13 protein-coding genes are annotated in these 13581 nt (G+C 38.3%); all 13 read right to left on the bottom strand.

Annotated features, from left to right (window positions below; translation table 11 throughout):
- Window positions 1-213 precede the first annotated feature (213 nt).
- Window positions 214-1386, bottom strand: coding sequence for a phosphopentomutase (locus HMPREF1865_RS00270; protein WP_060918823.1), 1173 nt, complete (start codon window positions 1384-1386; stop codon window positions 214-216).
- A gap of 130 nt (window positions 1387-1516) precedes the next feature.
- Window positions 1517-2050 carry an NUDIX hydrolase gene (locus tag HMPREF1865_RS00265; RefSeq protein WP_060918822.1) on the bottom strand — a complete coding sequence of 178 codons (534 nt, stop codon included), beginning with the start codon at window positions 2048-2050 and terminating at the stop codon, window positions 1517-1519.
- Window positions 2051-2058: 8 nt separating this feature from the next.
- Complete coding sequence (locus HMPREF1865_RS00260; RefSeq protein WP_060918821.1) at window positions 2059-3684, bottom strand: class I SAM-dependent methyltransferase; 1626 nt, start codon at window positions 3682-3684, stop codon at window positions 2059-2061.
- A gap of 145 nt (window positions 3685-3829) precedes the next feature.
- Entirely contained in the window at window positions 3830-4279 is a 450-nt protein-coding gene (dut, locus tag HMPREF1865_RS00255) for a dUTP diphosphatase (RefSeq protein ID WP_060918820.1), read from the bottom strand.
- 10 nt (window positions 4280-4289) lie between these two features.
- On the bottom strand, window positions 4290-6359 hold the full coding sequence (locus HMPREF1865_RS00250; RefSeq protein WP_060918819.1) for a polyribonucleotide nucleotidyltransferase: 2070 nt from the start codon (window positions 6357-6359) through the stop codon (window positions 4290-4292).
- A 108-nt stretch (window positions 6360-6467) separates the two neighbouring features.
- Window positions 6468-6734: a 30S ribosomal protein S15 gene (gene rpsO / locus HMPREF1865_RS00245; protein ID WP_005386879.1), complete on the bottom strand. Its 267-nt coding sequence runs from the start codon at window positions 6732-6734 to the stop codon at window positions 6468-6470.
- A 170-nt stretch (window positions 6735-6904) separates the two neighbouring features.
- Window positions 6905-7702: an ABC transporter ATP-binding protein gene (locus HMPREF1865_RS00240; RefSeq protein WP_004697427.1), complete on the bottom strand. Its 798-nt coding sequence runs from the start codon at window positions 7700-7702 to the stop codon at window positions 6905-6907.
- Between the two features lie 10 nt (window positions 7703-7712).
- Window positions 7713-8585, bottom strand: coding sequence for an ABC transporter permease (locus HMPREF1865_RS00235; RefSeq protein ID WP_004697183.1), 873 nt, complete (start codon window positions 8583-8585; stop codon window positions 7713-7715).
- An 11-nt stretch (window positions 8586-8596) separates the two neighbouring features.
- On the bottom strand, window positions 8597-9577 hold the full coding sequence (locus tag HMPREF1865_RS00230; RefSeq protein ID WP_060918818.1) for an ABC transporter substrate-binding protein: 981 nt from the start codon (window positions 9575-9577) through the stop codon (window positions 8597-8599).
- A gap of 24 nt (window positions 9578-9601) precedes the next feature.
- Window positions 9602-10579: an ABC transporter substrate-binding protein gene (locus tag HMPREF1865_RS00225; RefSeq protein ID WP_060918817.1), complete on the bottom strand. Its 978-nt coding sequence runs from the start codon at window positions 10577-10579 to the stop codon at window positions 9602-9604.
- A 129-nt stretch (window positions 10580-10708) separates the two neighbouring features.
- A complete protein-coding gene (locus tag HMPREF1865_RS00220) occupies window positions 10709-11083 on the bottom strand; it encodes a hypothetical protein (RefSeq protein WP_060918816.1) in 375 nt (124 codons plus the stop codon).
- A 50-nt stretch (window positions 11084-11133) separates the two neighbouring features.
- The gene (locus HMPREF1865_RS00215) at window positions 11134-12525 is read right to left on the bottom strand and encodes an aminopeptidase (protein WP_060918815.1); all 1392 of its coding nucleotides are present in this window, start codon (window positions 12523-12525) and stop codon (window positions 11134-11136) included.
- 71 nt (window positions 12526-12596) lie between these two features.
- Entirely contained in the window at window positions 12597-13580 is a 984-nt protein-coding gene (locus tag HMPREF1865_RS00210; RefSeq protein WP_008713781.1) for a 3'-5' exonuclease, read from the bottom strand.
- Window position 13581 lies beyond the last annotated feature (1 nt).

The following is a 13581-nucleotide window of genomic DNA, read 5'->3' as shown; positions in this document are numbered from 1 at the left end:
GTTGATTATATATAATCAACTAATAGCTATTTTTTCTGTATTTTTTTAAGGAAAAATGGCCCAAAGTACACATTCCATTGGTATATGATTTAGTAGGTATGAAAAAGAACAAAATAAATGAATTTAATTATAACAAATTATCCATACAATTTTTTGATAACAGTATTATAAGATTATATTCAATTATATATAAGAAATAGTTTCTATACAAAGCTACACTTTCAAAGAATTAAGAAATGAAGAACCAATCCCCCATTGTTTCAATCCAAAGTTTTGTAATACTGTTTCGCCTATATCCGCAAAACTATGTCTATCACCCAAAGCTACGGAATGACTCATACTTGGACTATAAGCTAGCAAAGGCACCATTTCTCTCGTATGATCTGTACCTTTCCAAGTCGGATCATTCCCATGATCTGCAGTGATGAGAAGTAAATCATCATCTTTAAGCAAGTCCAACAAACCGCCTAATTGGTAATCAAAGTCTTCAATAGCACGCTTATACCCTTCTACATTGCGCCGATGACCGTACAGACTATCAAATTCAACAAGGTTGACCATCATGAACCCCCGTGTAAAGCTTTGGCCCAACAGATAAGGAACTACGTTCATACCATGCGCGTTAGACTTTGTCGGATATGATGCATCCCAGCCAACATGAGCATAAATATCGCCGATTTTGCCCACTGCCACTGTTGGAATGTTTGCGTCTTGTAACTCTTGTTGCACCATTTTCTTTTCAGGCATACGACTGTAATCATGACGATTTGAGGTGCGTACAAAATGACCTGGTGTACCAACAAAAGGCCGAGCTATAATACGCCCCACATAATAATCACCGACACATACTTTATCCCGTGTAATTTGACACATGCGATACAAATCTTCTAAGGGAATGATATCCTCATGCGCAGCAATTTGAAAAACCGAATCCGCCGATGTATATACGATTGGCTTACCAGTTCTTATATGTTCTTCTCCGAGGCGTTCAATAATTTCCGTTCCAGAGGCTACCTCATTACCAAGAAATCCATAACCCGTTTCTTTTGTGAAAGCATCCATCAGTTCCTTCGGAAATCCATCATAAAATGTCGGAAATGGCACTGTTACAGGATGCCCCATCATCTCCCAATGACCACTTGTCGTATCTTTGCCAGTACTCGTTTCAGCCATACGACCATAAGCGCCAATTACAGGCTCATCAAACGCTGATATATCAGCAATATTAGCTAAACCTAGAGATTTTAAATTTGGACAGCGAATAGGTCCTACTACAGCTTCGATATGTCCTAATGTATTCGAACCTTCATCGCCAAATTTAATCGCATCGGCTGCATGCCCTACGCCGACACTATCCATTACTAGTAGAATAATTCGATTATACATATGTACTCCTAAATCTATATGAGATTAGTTACTCATATAATGTAAAAATACTTTGTAACATATTACAGTTAAAATTATCAATATGAATTAATAAAATACATATTATATTGAGAGATAACATTTCTAAAAATTACTTAAGATATGGCATAGCAAGCATGAGGGCCGCCAAAGATTTGCTATCCTTAATAGCCTCATTCTTGATAGCCTCCAATAGTTCTGGCAATGTGTAGTATTCTAGCTCCACATATTCATCAGGATCCCAATTGGTTTCCCCCATGGTAAGGTCCTTCGCAAGATATAAATGTAATACTTCATTGCAGAAACCAGGACTCGTAGCAATTGTACCTAACGAAATCCATAGAGCTGCACGATAGCCGGTTTCCTCAGCAAGCTCCCGTTTAGCACAAACAATCGGTTCTTCATTTGGATCCAATTTTCCTGCTGGTACCTCCAGTAGCGTCTGTTGTAAAGCATATCTAAATTGACGTTCCATAACAATCTTATTATCCTCTGTTACTGCCACAATCGCTGTAGCACCCGGATGATGCACAACCTCACGCCATGCATCCTTTCCGTTCACATCGGCTATATCATAGGTAACTTGAATCAACTTACCGTTAAATTTCATTTCACTGGATTTCTGAATTTCCTTACTAATTGCCATATATACCTCTAATCTTCTATTCTATGTAAAAACCCGAGCATTCTTATACGTTGTAAAATTTCCTCTAAATACACTTTATTAGGAACAATAAAATCAATATTATCCCGCGTATGACGCTGAACTGTAATATTGTCATCCATAATAGCAAGAATCTTTTCTCTTGTTGTAGGCTTCACCATTTGCTTTATTACAAAGAGAAATCCATTATCTATATCTTGTTGTACTTTATTATACATGTCGCCTATACCAATATAGGAGCTGCCCTCCTTTTCTACTATAGTAGAAATAAAATCTATAAAACGTTGAGGTATATACACCTTATTATCTTCAAAAGCAACTCTTTCATATGGTTCGGCATACATATCAAGATTATCTACAATGGTTAAATATAGTAAACGAGAATAAACTCTGTCCATTTCTATAGTATAACCAGGTAGCTTTCTATGTATATGATCTACTATATCCTGAACAGTAAATATATCACCCCGATCCATAACCTCTTTAATAGCAATATGGATACTATCCGTCATATTGGAAGGAATACCTGTATTAACAACGCTGCAATAATATAATTTTGATAATACATCTATACTAACTCGTTCATTGCGAACAATCTTTTTACTATGTTTCTCTTTCGTTAATAGGGACATTCTAAACTGCGTATCATAAATGTAATCATAATATTGCTCTTTTGCAATATAATCATCATTTGCCAATTGAGCTATATTATCGTGAATATCCTCTGGTAACCAACTTATAAAAGATCGTGAAAGAAATACATCCCCAATATATACACAACCTTGATCATTGGCACGTTTTATAAATTCATGTATATATACAGGATCATTAAAAGGCTCTAAATATTCATGAGCCACATAATAATCGTTAGAGCTTAACACATTTTGGATGTTATCAATTTTATAGCTCGCTTTTTGACTTATCCGATTATCCAACCCCATCGTATCAGCTACGAGCTTCAATATATTCTTCGTATATAGAGTTCGTTCCATCAACGGCATCTCTAACTCTTTTTGCTCTGCATATTGCATGATTTCTCGATACTGTTCTAATCGTTTCCATCCAGGATAGGTATTATACGATACATAAGCTACACCGTTATCGGATAAATTCTTATTACAGATCGATAGAATTTTATCTTTTACCACATCTGGAACCCAAGACCAAATCCCATGTACAATAATATAGTCAAAAGTGCCGAACGATTCATCAATATCTAGAATATCCTTCTCAATCAAATGTATATTGGTAAGTCCCATCGACGTAATCAGTTCATTTCCCATCTTAATCTGGGAAGATGATAAATCGATGCCCGTAAAAGACGCTTCAGGATAATATAAAGCTTGAGAAATAATGTTCCCACCAAAAGAACATCCAAGCTCAAGGACACGAGCCTTTTTTAAAGGCACTGGATTTAATCCAAATAACAAAGCTCGTGCCGCTAAAGTGTTCAATGAGGTCGCCCCAAAGGGTTGAGAAATATATACTACATCTTCATAACTCTTTTTAAGTACCTTATTCTCATCCAATACATGCATAGTATTTTGTGTAGTCTCAATATCATTCCCCATAACTGATGTACCTACGTTCTTTTTTTGTTTAGACTCCTGTTTCATAAAGCCTCCCGAATTTTCTACTAACTATAATAATTATTATATAGTATTATGTAAAAGAATTATAGCTGAAGAGATTAATTAACACACAAAAACCGCCCAACAAAGTTGAGCGGTTTTTACTAATTTATACAAAACCATATATTATTTACATAGTTCCTGTGCTTCCAATGCCACCAGTTCTTACACCTGTGGCATCATCATCGTTTGTAATAAGGTATTTAGAGAATATACCTTGAGCAACGCGTTCGCCTTTATCAAGGGTAACTGTTTCTTTGCCAAAGTTAAGAAGGGCAATCATAATATGACCTTCATTATCCTCATTGTTGTAGTAATCACTATCAATGATACCTGTACTATTCACAAGTGCCAGATGTCGTTTAATAGCCATGCTAGAACGAATGTGAATGGCAAGATATTCATCGTATGCCATAAAAGCTTTAATACCCGTTGGCACCAAAACCACTTGACCAGGTTCTAAAGTAACAGCTTCAGCACATTCAATATCATAACCTGCGCTTTCAGTTGTTTTACGAGTTGGTAAGTTGATATCTTGTTCTTCAAAAGCAGAAACTACTTCAAAGCCACGAATATCCATGTAACACCTCTTATTTTAAACAATCTTTACGGGACAAGTTTACACGGCCTTGTTTATCGATCTCGATAACTTTTACCATGATTTCATCCCCTACACTTACTACGTCTTCTACATTTTCAACGCGTTCTTTCGCAAGTTTGGAAATATGTACAAGACCTTCTTTACCTGGTAATACCTCTACGAATGCGCCAAAGGCCATTAAACGAGTTACTTTACCAAGGTATACTTCACCTACTTCAACCTCTTTAGTAAGGTTTGTGATAATTTCTTGAGCTTTTGCAGCCCCTTCTTGTTCTACAGAAGCGATAAATACTGTACCATCATCTTCGATGTCAATTTTAGCGCCTGTTTCTTCGATGATACTGCGGATTACTTTACCGCCAGAACCGATTACGTCACGGATTTTATCAGGATCAATTTTCATTGTAATAATACGTGGAGCGTATTGAGACATTTCTTGACGTGGTTCAGCAATTGTATCAAGCATGATACCCATGATATGCATGCGGCCTTTGTGAGCTTGTTCTAATGCTTCTTGAAGGATTTCACGGGATAATCCGGAAATCTTAATATCCATTTGAATTGCTGTTACGCCTTTAGCTGTACCAGCAACTTTAAAGTCCATATCTCCAAGAGCATCTTCCATGCCTTGAATGTCAGTTAAAATTGTATAATGTTCCCCTTGAGTTACAAGACCCATAGCAATACCTGCTACAGGAGCTTTAATAGGTACCCCAGCATCCATCAAAGACAATGTAGAACCACATACGGAAGCCATGGAGCTAGAACCATTCGATTCCAATACTTCAGATACTAAACGCAACGCATATGGGAAGTCTGCCTCGCTCGGAATCACAGGCACCAACGCGCGTTCAGCCAATGCACCATGACCGATTTCACGACGACCAGGACCGCGAGAAGAGCGAGTTTCGCCAACGGAGAAAGATGGGAAATTATAATGATGGATATAACGTTTTTCAGTTTCAACACCAAGACCATCGATGGTTTGTTTTTCGGATAAAGGCGCTACTGTTGTGACATTCAACACTTGAGTTTGGCCACGTGTAAACAAGCCAGAGCCATGTGTACGAGGTAATACGCCTGTACGGCAAGAGATTGGACGAACTTCATCAAGTTGACGACCATCTGGACGGATTTTTTCAACAGTAATCATATGACGCACGATTTCTTTTGTCATTGCATCAAATGCTTTATTTACATCAGCCAAGTTATCTGGGTAGATTTCTTCAAAGTGAGCTAATACATCTGAACGTACTTCGCTTTCTTGTGCATCGCGTTGTTGTTTATCTGCACAACGAACTGCAGCATCAAGTTTATCATGACCATAGGCACGAACTGCATCACTGATTTCAACAGGAACATCTTTACATTCAAATACGCGTTTTTCCTTACCTACTTTTGCAGTCATATCTTCTTGGAATGCTACGATTTTTTTGATTTCTTCGTGAGCTGCCATGATAACTTCAAGAATGATATCTTCCGGTACTTCTTCAGCGCCACCTTCAACCATGAGGATAGCATCTTTAGTACCAGCCACAACGATATTAAGATCTGTTTCTTCTAATTGTGCTTTCGTTGGATTTACAACAAATTCACCATTAATACGTCCCATACGAACGCCTGCAATAGGACCATTCCAAGGAACATCAGAAATAGACAATGCGGCGGAAGCGCCAATCATACCACAAATGGCTGGATCACAATCTTGGTCCACAGACATAACTGTTGCTACTACGTGTACTTCGTTACGTACACCTTTATCAAATAATGGACGAATAGGACGGTCAATCAAACGGCTATTCAAGATCGCAGACTCAGGTGGACGCGCTTCACGTTTAATGAAGCCCCCTGGTAAACGACCAACCGCATACATTTTTTCTTCATAGTCTACTGTAAGTGGGAAGAAATCGATATCCTTCGCCTCTTTAGAGCCTGTAGCAGTAACGAGTACACGAGTATCGCCATAGCCAACCATTACGGCACCGCCAGCTTGTTTTGCAAGTTCCCCAGTCTCAATAGTAAAAGTACGACCAGCTAGGTCCATTTGGAATTGTTCCATTCCTATTCCTCCTAAAAATCTTCTTATATGTATACCTTCTAATTATATATCAATTAAGGCTAAATAGCCAATTCAAAAAAAAGCCGTCCAAGTGGACGGCTAATTTTATTATTTACGAAGACCAAGGCGTTCGATAAGAGAACGGTAACGTTCAATATCTTTACGACGAAGGTAGTCAAGCATGTTACGGCGTTGACCAACCAATTTCAACAAACCACGACGGGAATGATGGTCTTTTTTGTGCTCTTTTAAGTGATCTGTTAAGTATTGAATGCGGCTTGTTAAAATCGCAACTTGTACTTCTGGAGAACCAGTGTCACCTTCATGAGTAGCGTATTCTTTAATTACTGCTAATTTAGCTTCTGTAGTTAACATTAATGTTACCTCCTAAAAAATTATAATCCCGATAAGCCTAAGTAACCGTTGGAGAATCGAATACTTCGCTTACGATATGTCTTACGACCTAATTTAGTATACAGTATCTGCCCTATGTTGTAAAGCAAAAATACAATAAATACACAAAAGAGGGTCTACGTCCTCTTCTATTATTTTGCACCAAGTACCATGCGGTCGCTCAATGCATTTTCCCCAGCCACTTCGAACTTTTGAAGTAAATCAGCAACTGTTAATTGTTTCTTTTCTTCCCCTTTAACATCATAAATGATACGACCAGCGTCCATCATGATAAGGCGATTACCAAAGCGCAATGCATCACGCATATTATGGGTAATCATAAGAGTTGTTAGATTATGTTCTGCAACGAGTTTATCTGTTAGTTGCAACACATTTTCTGCAGTCTTAGGGTCAAGTGCCGCAGTATGTTCATCCAATAATAAGAGTTCTGGACGAAGCATGGTGGCCATTAACAATGTAATGGATTGACGTTGACCACCAGATAGTAGGCCCATACGAGCAGATAAACGATCTTCAAGGCCCAAGCCTAATAATGCAAGACGTTCCTTGAAAAATGCTTGTTCACTATCTTTGAAAGCCCATTTAAGACCTAAGCTTTTACCACGGCGCATAGCAAGAATCAAGTTTTCCTCGATTTGCATATTACCAGCAGTACCAACCATAGGGTCTTGGAATACACGTCCAATGTATTTAGCACGTTTGTATTCTGGCATTTTTGTCACATCAATCTCATTAATTGTAATGGATCCTTCATCTACTGGAAATACACCGGCGATGGAGTTTAGCAAAGTACTTTTACCAGCACCATTACCACCAATTACAGTACAAAAATCACCCTCTTCTAGACGAAGGTTGATGCCTTGTAATGCAGTCTTTTCATTAATTGTGCCCTTAAAGAAGGTTTTTACCATATTTTTTACTTCTAACATAGTGTCCTCCTTAACGAGCCAACCATTTTGCTTTCAATGTAGGTAGGGAAAGCGCGATGGCAACAAGAATTGCAGTGAATAATTTCAAATCATTTGGTGGCATACCCATGTAGAGAACGGCAGCAATAACGATACGATATACTATAGAACCAAGTACTACAGCGATGAGACTGCGTACGAAGGATTTCGTACCAAATACAACTTCACCAATGATTACAGAAGCCAAACCAATAACGATGGTACCAATACCCATGCCTACATCAGCAAAGCCTTGAAATTGACCGATAAGAGCCCCAGACATACCAACAAAGCCATTGGAAATCAAAAGGCCAAGAACGATCATATTATCAGTATTTACGCCTTGAGCGCGAATCATTTGAGGATTAACACCTGTAGCACGTAAAGCTGTACCAATTTCGGTACCAAAGAACCAAAATAAAAGCAAACATACAACTACAGCAACGATAATACCTACGATGGCTGCAGACCACATATTCGGCGTGTGGAAAAATCCACCAAGAATCGTATAAATTGTATCCATTCGAAGCAAAGATACATTAGCTTTGCCCATGATGTGAAGGTTTACAGAGTACAATGCAATCATTGTCAAAATACCGGCCAATAATGCAGGAATTTTCAATTTTGTATGAATCCAGCCTGTTACAGCACCTGCTATCATACCACCCACACCGGCAAGTAAAATGGAAAGGATTGGATTCATACCACTTGTAATTAAAATAGCGGAAATGGCCGCCCCCATTGGGAACGTACCTTCCACAGTTAAATCAGCCACATCTAATACACGGAAGGTTATGAATACGCCGACCGCTAACAAAGACCATAAAAGGCCTGTGGTTATGGTGCCTACCACTAAATCTAACATTAAAATCTCCTCTATTGTTTCATGTCTTTACGAAGAGCTTCAGGAATCGTGATTCCCAATTTTTTAGCACGTTCTTCGTTAACAGTTAACTTAATCTCTTTTTGTGTCTCAATAGCTAAGTCTGCAATTTTTGCTTCACCAGCTAGAACTTTTGCAGCCATTAAACCTGTTTGGTAACCCAATTGATAGTAATCAACAGAATATGTTGCTACGCCACCAGTCATTGTCATGCCTTCGTCAGCAGCAAATACCGGGATTTTAGCAGCATCTGTAATTTGTGCCAAGTTAGCCATAGCAGATGCCAATACATTATCTGTTGGTGTATAAATAGCTTGCACATCTTGGTTTACAAGATTTGTAGCTGCTTGTTGAATATCATTTACGTTGGAAACAGTTGCCTCTACAACAGTAATACCTTTTGTAGCAGCATAGGCTTTCATTTTTTCAACTTGTAATTGGGAGTTGATTTCAGAGGATGTATAAATGGCACCAATACGCTTTACGTTCGGTACTAATGCTATGATAAGATCAACCTCTTTTTCAACAGGTGTCATGTCGGATGTACCAGATACATTACCACCAGGGCGTTCATTAGATTGAACGAGTTTAGCTGTCACGTAGTCTGTAATAGCTGTACCCATGATTGGCATGTCATGAGAAGCATTTGCCATCGTCTGAGCCGCAGGTGTTGCAATAGCTAATACTAAATCTTTTTTATCAGATACGAAACGTTGTGCAATGCTGTTCAAATTAGATTGGTCAGCCTGTGCATTTTGTTGGTCAATTTTAATATTTTGACCATCTTTATAACCTTTAGCCGCTAAAGCATCTACGAAGCCCTTATTAGCAGCATCAAGGGATGGATGTTCTACTAATTGAATAACACCAATTTTCTTTTGGTCATTAGTTGCGGTATTAGAACCACAACCGGCTACCATTGCCATAACAGCAATGGCACTAAGTGCCACTGCAATACCTTTTTTCCAGTTCATGTATAACTCCTTACCAGTTATGTATTAAATCATAGTCGCCTTGTTCATCAAATCCTCTGGTAAGGTGATGCCCAATTTTTCTAATTTATCTTTCCCCACAACTAATTTAAATTCTTTCTGCATTTCGATAGGCATGTCTTCAACTTTAGCTTCGCCAGTTAAAATTTTTGCTGCCATCAAGCCTGTTTGGTAACCAAGCTTGTAGTAATCTACAGACAAGGACATAACGGCTCCACCTTTCACGTGGTTATCTTCACCGCCAAATACAGGAATTTTTGCTGGGTCGGTAATAGCTACGAGATTGCTCATAGCAGAAGCTACAACATTATCTGTTGGTACATATACAGCATCTACACGTTGAGATACGAGGTTTTGTGCCGCTTGTTGAATATCGTTTACATTGGAAACTGTAACTTCTTCAACTTTAATGCCTTTTGTAGCTGCATAAGCTTTCATCTTCTCCACTTGAATTTGAGAATTTACTTCGCTAGAGCTATAAATAGTGCCAATTGTTTTCGCATTTGGCATTACTTGTAAAATTAAATCTACTTGTTGCTCTACTGGATTCATGTCGGATGTACCAGACACATTACCACCAGGTTTTTGATTGGATTTAACAAGTTTAGCTGCCTCGTAATCAGTAATAGCTGTACCTAAGATTGGAATATCATGAGTTGCATTCGCCATGGATTGAGCCGCTGGCGTAGCAATTGCTAAAATCAAGTTTTTCCGATCGGATACGAAACGCTGCGCAATGCTATTCAAATTAGATTGATCAGCTTGCGCATTTTGTTGATCAAAAGTAATCTTTTCTGCTAAACCTTTTTCTTTTAGCGCATCAACAAAACCCTTATTTGCCGCATCTAATGCAGGATGCTCTACCAATTGTACAACACCAACTTTGTATTCACCATTCGATGTAGTTCCATTTGAGCCACAGCCTGTAAACGCCATTAGTGCTGCCGCCGTGAGCGCTAGGGCAATACCTTTTTTTAAGTTCATGGGGATTTCCTTCCTATCTGCAAAGATTATAATACTTTTATTATAAACAAATTTATCTACTACATCAATGTAGCAGGTTAAAGTATTTTATTTTTTATATGTGCGAAAATAAAATAAGAAATCCACCTATTAATCTAACGATGCTAACATATCCTCAGTCAATTCATTTGCCGCTAAAATATAGTCCTTAAGAGTTCCTTTGTCGAGAGCGACCTTCATAACCGGCACTTCAAAGGGATCGAGGATAACGCACATCAAAATTTCACCTGTTACATAATAGCCAACCACTGCTTCGCCTTCTTCAGCATCTAAGGTTTCACGTTTTACTGTAACACAGTATGGTTTCATTACTTGTGCTGCCGCTTCTGCTACTTCTTCTCGATTTGCAATATACTCTTCAGCCTTCGTTTCGGGGATGTCAAAGATATCTACCTTTACGGTCTTAACCTCTGTCGCCTCTCCCTTCGCCGCCTCAATAGCTGCACCTAAATCTGTTTGATTCATATATACCTCACATAGAATGGACTTTCACCATCGGCAAAAGTCCCATCGCATTAGATTGTTTCATCCGCCGCATTTAAGAATGCAACGTAGCATTGTTTTGCCTCGTAAATATCAGCCTTAGATGTAACCTCCCAAGGAGCATGCATACTAAGTACGGCTACACCACAATCGATGACATTCATACCATAAAGGGCCATGATGTACGCAATCGTACCGCCGCCACCGAGGTCTACCTTACCAAGTTCAGCAGTTTGATAAGTTACGTTATTAGACTCCATTACACGGCGGATAAAGCCCATGTACTCAGCATTGGCATCGTTAGAACCAGCTTTACCACGAGAGCCAGTAAATTTATTAAATACTACACCCATACCAAGGTAAGAAGCATTTTTCTTTTCATACGCCGATGCATAAAGCGGATCATAGCCTGCACTTACATCGGAGGATAACATACGAGATTTCTCCAACGTACGACGTACACTTACAGAATTAGGTTTACCCATAAGTGTTAAAATTTCAGCCACTGCATTTTCAAAGAAGCGTGATTGCATACCTGTAGCACCTACAGAACCAATTTCCTCTTTATCTACAAGTAAGCAACAAGTAGTACGCTTTACATTATCCACTTCAAGCATTGCTACCAAGGATGTGTAGGCACACACGCGATCATCTTGGCCATACGCCATTACCATGGAACGATCAAAGCCCATATCACGTGCTTTACCAGCTGGTACAATTTCTAGTTCTGCAGACAATAAGTCACGTTCAATAAATCCATACTCTTTTTCAAGAAGGCTATTAATAAATTTAGTAACCCCTTCTTTTTCTTCGTCTTTAACTGGACGGCTACCGATGAGTAAATCAAGAGCTTCCCCTTCAATTACTTTAGCTGCATTCTTTTGCATTTGTTCTTGTCCCAAATGAGGTAACAAGTCAGTTATGCAAAACACAGGATCTGTTTCTTTATCACCAATGTTGATATTAATGCGGGTGCCATCTGTTTTTACCACAACACCATGAATAGCAAGAGGCATAGCTACCCAATGATATTTTTTAATACCTCCATAGTAATGAGTATCCCAAAATACTAAATTACTATCCTCATATTGTGGATTTTGCTTTACATCGATGCGTGGAGAATCAATATGAGCACCTAAAATATTCATACCCAATTCAATATCATCAGTACCAATATTAAATAAAGCAATAGATTTATCCATATGTGTGTAATAAATCTTATCACCAGCTTTAATTGACGTATTGCTTTTAATAATGTTATTTAGATTTACATAGCCCTTTGCTTCTGCAAATTCTACAGCTTGCACAACACATTCACGTTCTGTTTTACCATTATCTAAAAATTGACGATAGGTATCACTTAAAGCATATACCTTTTCCATAGTGGCATCATCATAATTATGCCATGCATATTTACGTTCCATAATCTATCCTTTCTAAAAGTTCATATCCTAATATATAGTACAGTTCAGAAAACGAACTTGAATTTACATAACTATTTTTGGCGGACTTTTTCTTGTTCCGCCTTACGATACTCTAAATATTTTCGCTCTTTTTCGCGATTGATTTCAGACTTCTGAGTATATAGAGAACGAATTTCATCCGTACAATGGGTCAGTACCTTAGTAACATAGAATTTACTACTGCCGGACTTAATCGTATACTTTCCAACTTTAAGTTGCACCGCAAAATCGCCATGTTTAGGACACACTCCAATGGCTAGGTGCTTATCCCCTTGTAATCGTTCAGGTCTTGTCATTTCTAAACGGGTTTGACAGTACGGACAGAAGGACATACGTACTCTTCTATCATGAACAATACGTTTTTTCTCAGAAAAATTTTCATACATAAAAAATGTGAGAATTGGAGGATATAGGAAAGGATTACTACTTTCTTTGCGAATTAGATCATAATGCAAAATTCCTTGTGCAATATCTAAAGTCTGACAAATGTGAGCTGTAAAAACTGCATCATGCAAGGCATTATGAGCAGATAAATGCTCCGTTGATATATTGAGATCCTCCATAGCATGCGCCACAGAATACTGTTGACTTGTTCCATAGCGTTGATAAGAATAAATCATTTGCGCATCTACCCATTGATCATAAGATAACGCTTTCATCTTATGAAGCATAAGATTTTCTCGAAGGATAAGAATATCGTCTGATCCCCAAGAAAGCAGCATATATTCATCACCACACCATTTTTGAAAGTACTGCATAGCCGTCTTGAATGGCACACCATGATTGAGCTCATGGGTGGTTATCCCTGTCAACTCGCGCACATGTTTATGCATCCGTGTCAGATATTGAGGCTTGATGAACATCGTAAAATGATCTATAATGTCCATCTTTTCATTCAGTTTTACCGCCCCGATTTGAATGATTTCCCCTGTCAACGGCATTTTTGTGCGTTTCATAAAGCTAATGTCATTACTATAGGGTTGATTCCATTCTAAATCAAATACAATATAGTTCATA

Origin of the sequence: Veillonella parvula, from assembly GCF_001553335.1 — a bacterium.
Classification (GTDB): domain Bacteria; phylum Bacillota; class Negativicutes; order Veillonellales; family Veillonellaceae; genus Veillonella; species Veillonella parvula_S.
Note: the sequence above shows the minus strand (reverse complement) of the source record. Positions and strands in the feature narration are given on the sequence as shown.

Bases quoted from the DNA above. Each gene is read 5' to 3' on its own strand.
- HMPREF1865_RS00270 (WP_060918823.1), bottom strand. From the start codon at position 1,386: ATGTATAATCGAATTATTCTACTAGTAATGGATAGTGTCGGCGTAGGG.
- HMPREF1865_RS00265 (WP_060918822.1), bottom strand. From the start codon at position 2,050: ATGGCAATTAGTAAGGAAATTCAGAAATCCAGTGAAATGAAATTTAAC.
- HMPREF1865_RS00260 (WP_060918821.1), bottom strand. From the start codon at position 3,684: ATGAAACAGGAGTCTAAACAAAAAAAGAACGTAGGTACATCAGTTATG.
- dut (WP_060918820.1), bottom strand. From the start codon at position 4,279: ATGGATATTCGTGGCTTTGAAGTAGTTTCTGCTTTTGAAGAACAAGAT.
- HMPREF1865_RS00250 (WP_060918819.1), bottom strand. From the start codon at position 6,359: ATGGAACAATTCCAAATGGACCTAGCTGGTCGTACTTTTACTATTGAG.
- rpsO (WP_005386879.1), bottom strand. From the start codon at position 6,734: ATGTTAACTACAGAAGCTAAATTAGCAGTAATTAAAGAATACGCTACT.
- HMPREF1865_RS00240 (WP_004697427.1), bottom strand. From the start codon at position 7,702: ATGTTAGAAGTAAAAAATATGGTAAAAACCTTCTTTAAGGGCACAATT.
- HMPREF1865_RS00235 (WP_004697183.1), bottom strand. From the start codon at position 8,585: ATGTTAGATTTAGTGGTAGGCACCATAACCACAGGCCTTTTATGGTCT.
- HMPREF1865_RS00230 (WP_060918818.1), bottom strand. From the start codon at position 9,577: ATGAACTGGAAAAAAGGTATTGCAGTGGCACTTAGTGCCATTGCTGTT.
- HMPREF1865_RS00225 (WP_060918817.1), bottom strand. From the start codon at position 10,579: ATGAACTTAAAAAAAGGTATTGCCCTAGCGCTCACGGCGGCAGCACTA.
- HMPREF1865_RS00220 (WP_060918816.1), bottom strand. From the start codon at position 11,083: ATGAATCAAACAGATTTAGGTGCAGCTATTGAGGCGGCGAAGGGAGAG.
- HMPREF1865_RS00215 (WP_060918815.1), bottom strand. From the start codon at position 12,525: ATGGAACGTAAATATGCATGGCATAATTATGATGATGCCACTATGGAA.
- HMPREF1865_RS00210 (WP_008713781.1), bottom strand. From the start codon at position 13,580: ATGAACTATATTGTATTTGATTTAGAATGGAATCAACCCTATAGTAAT.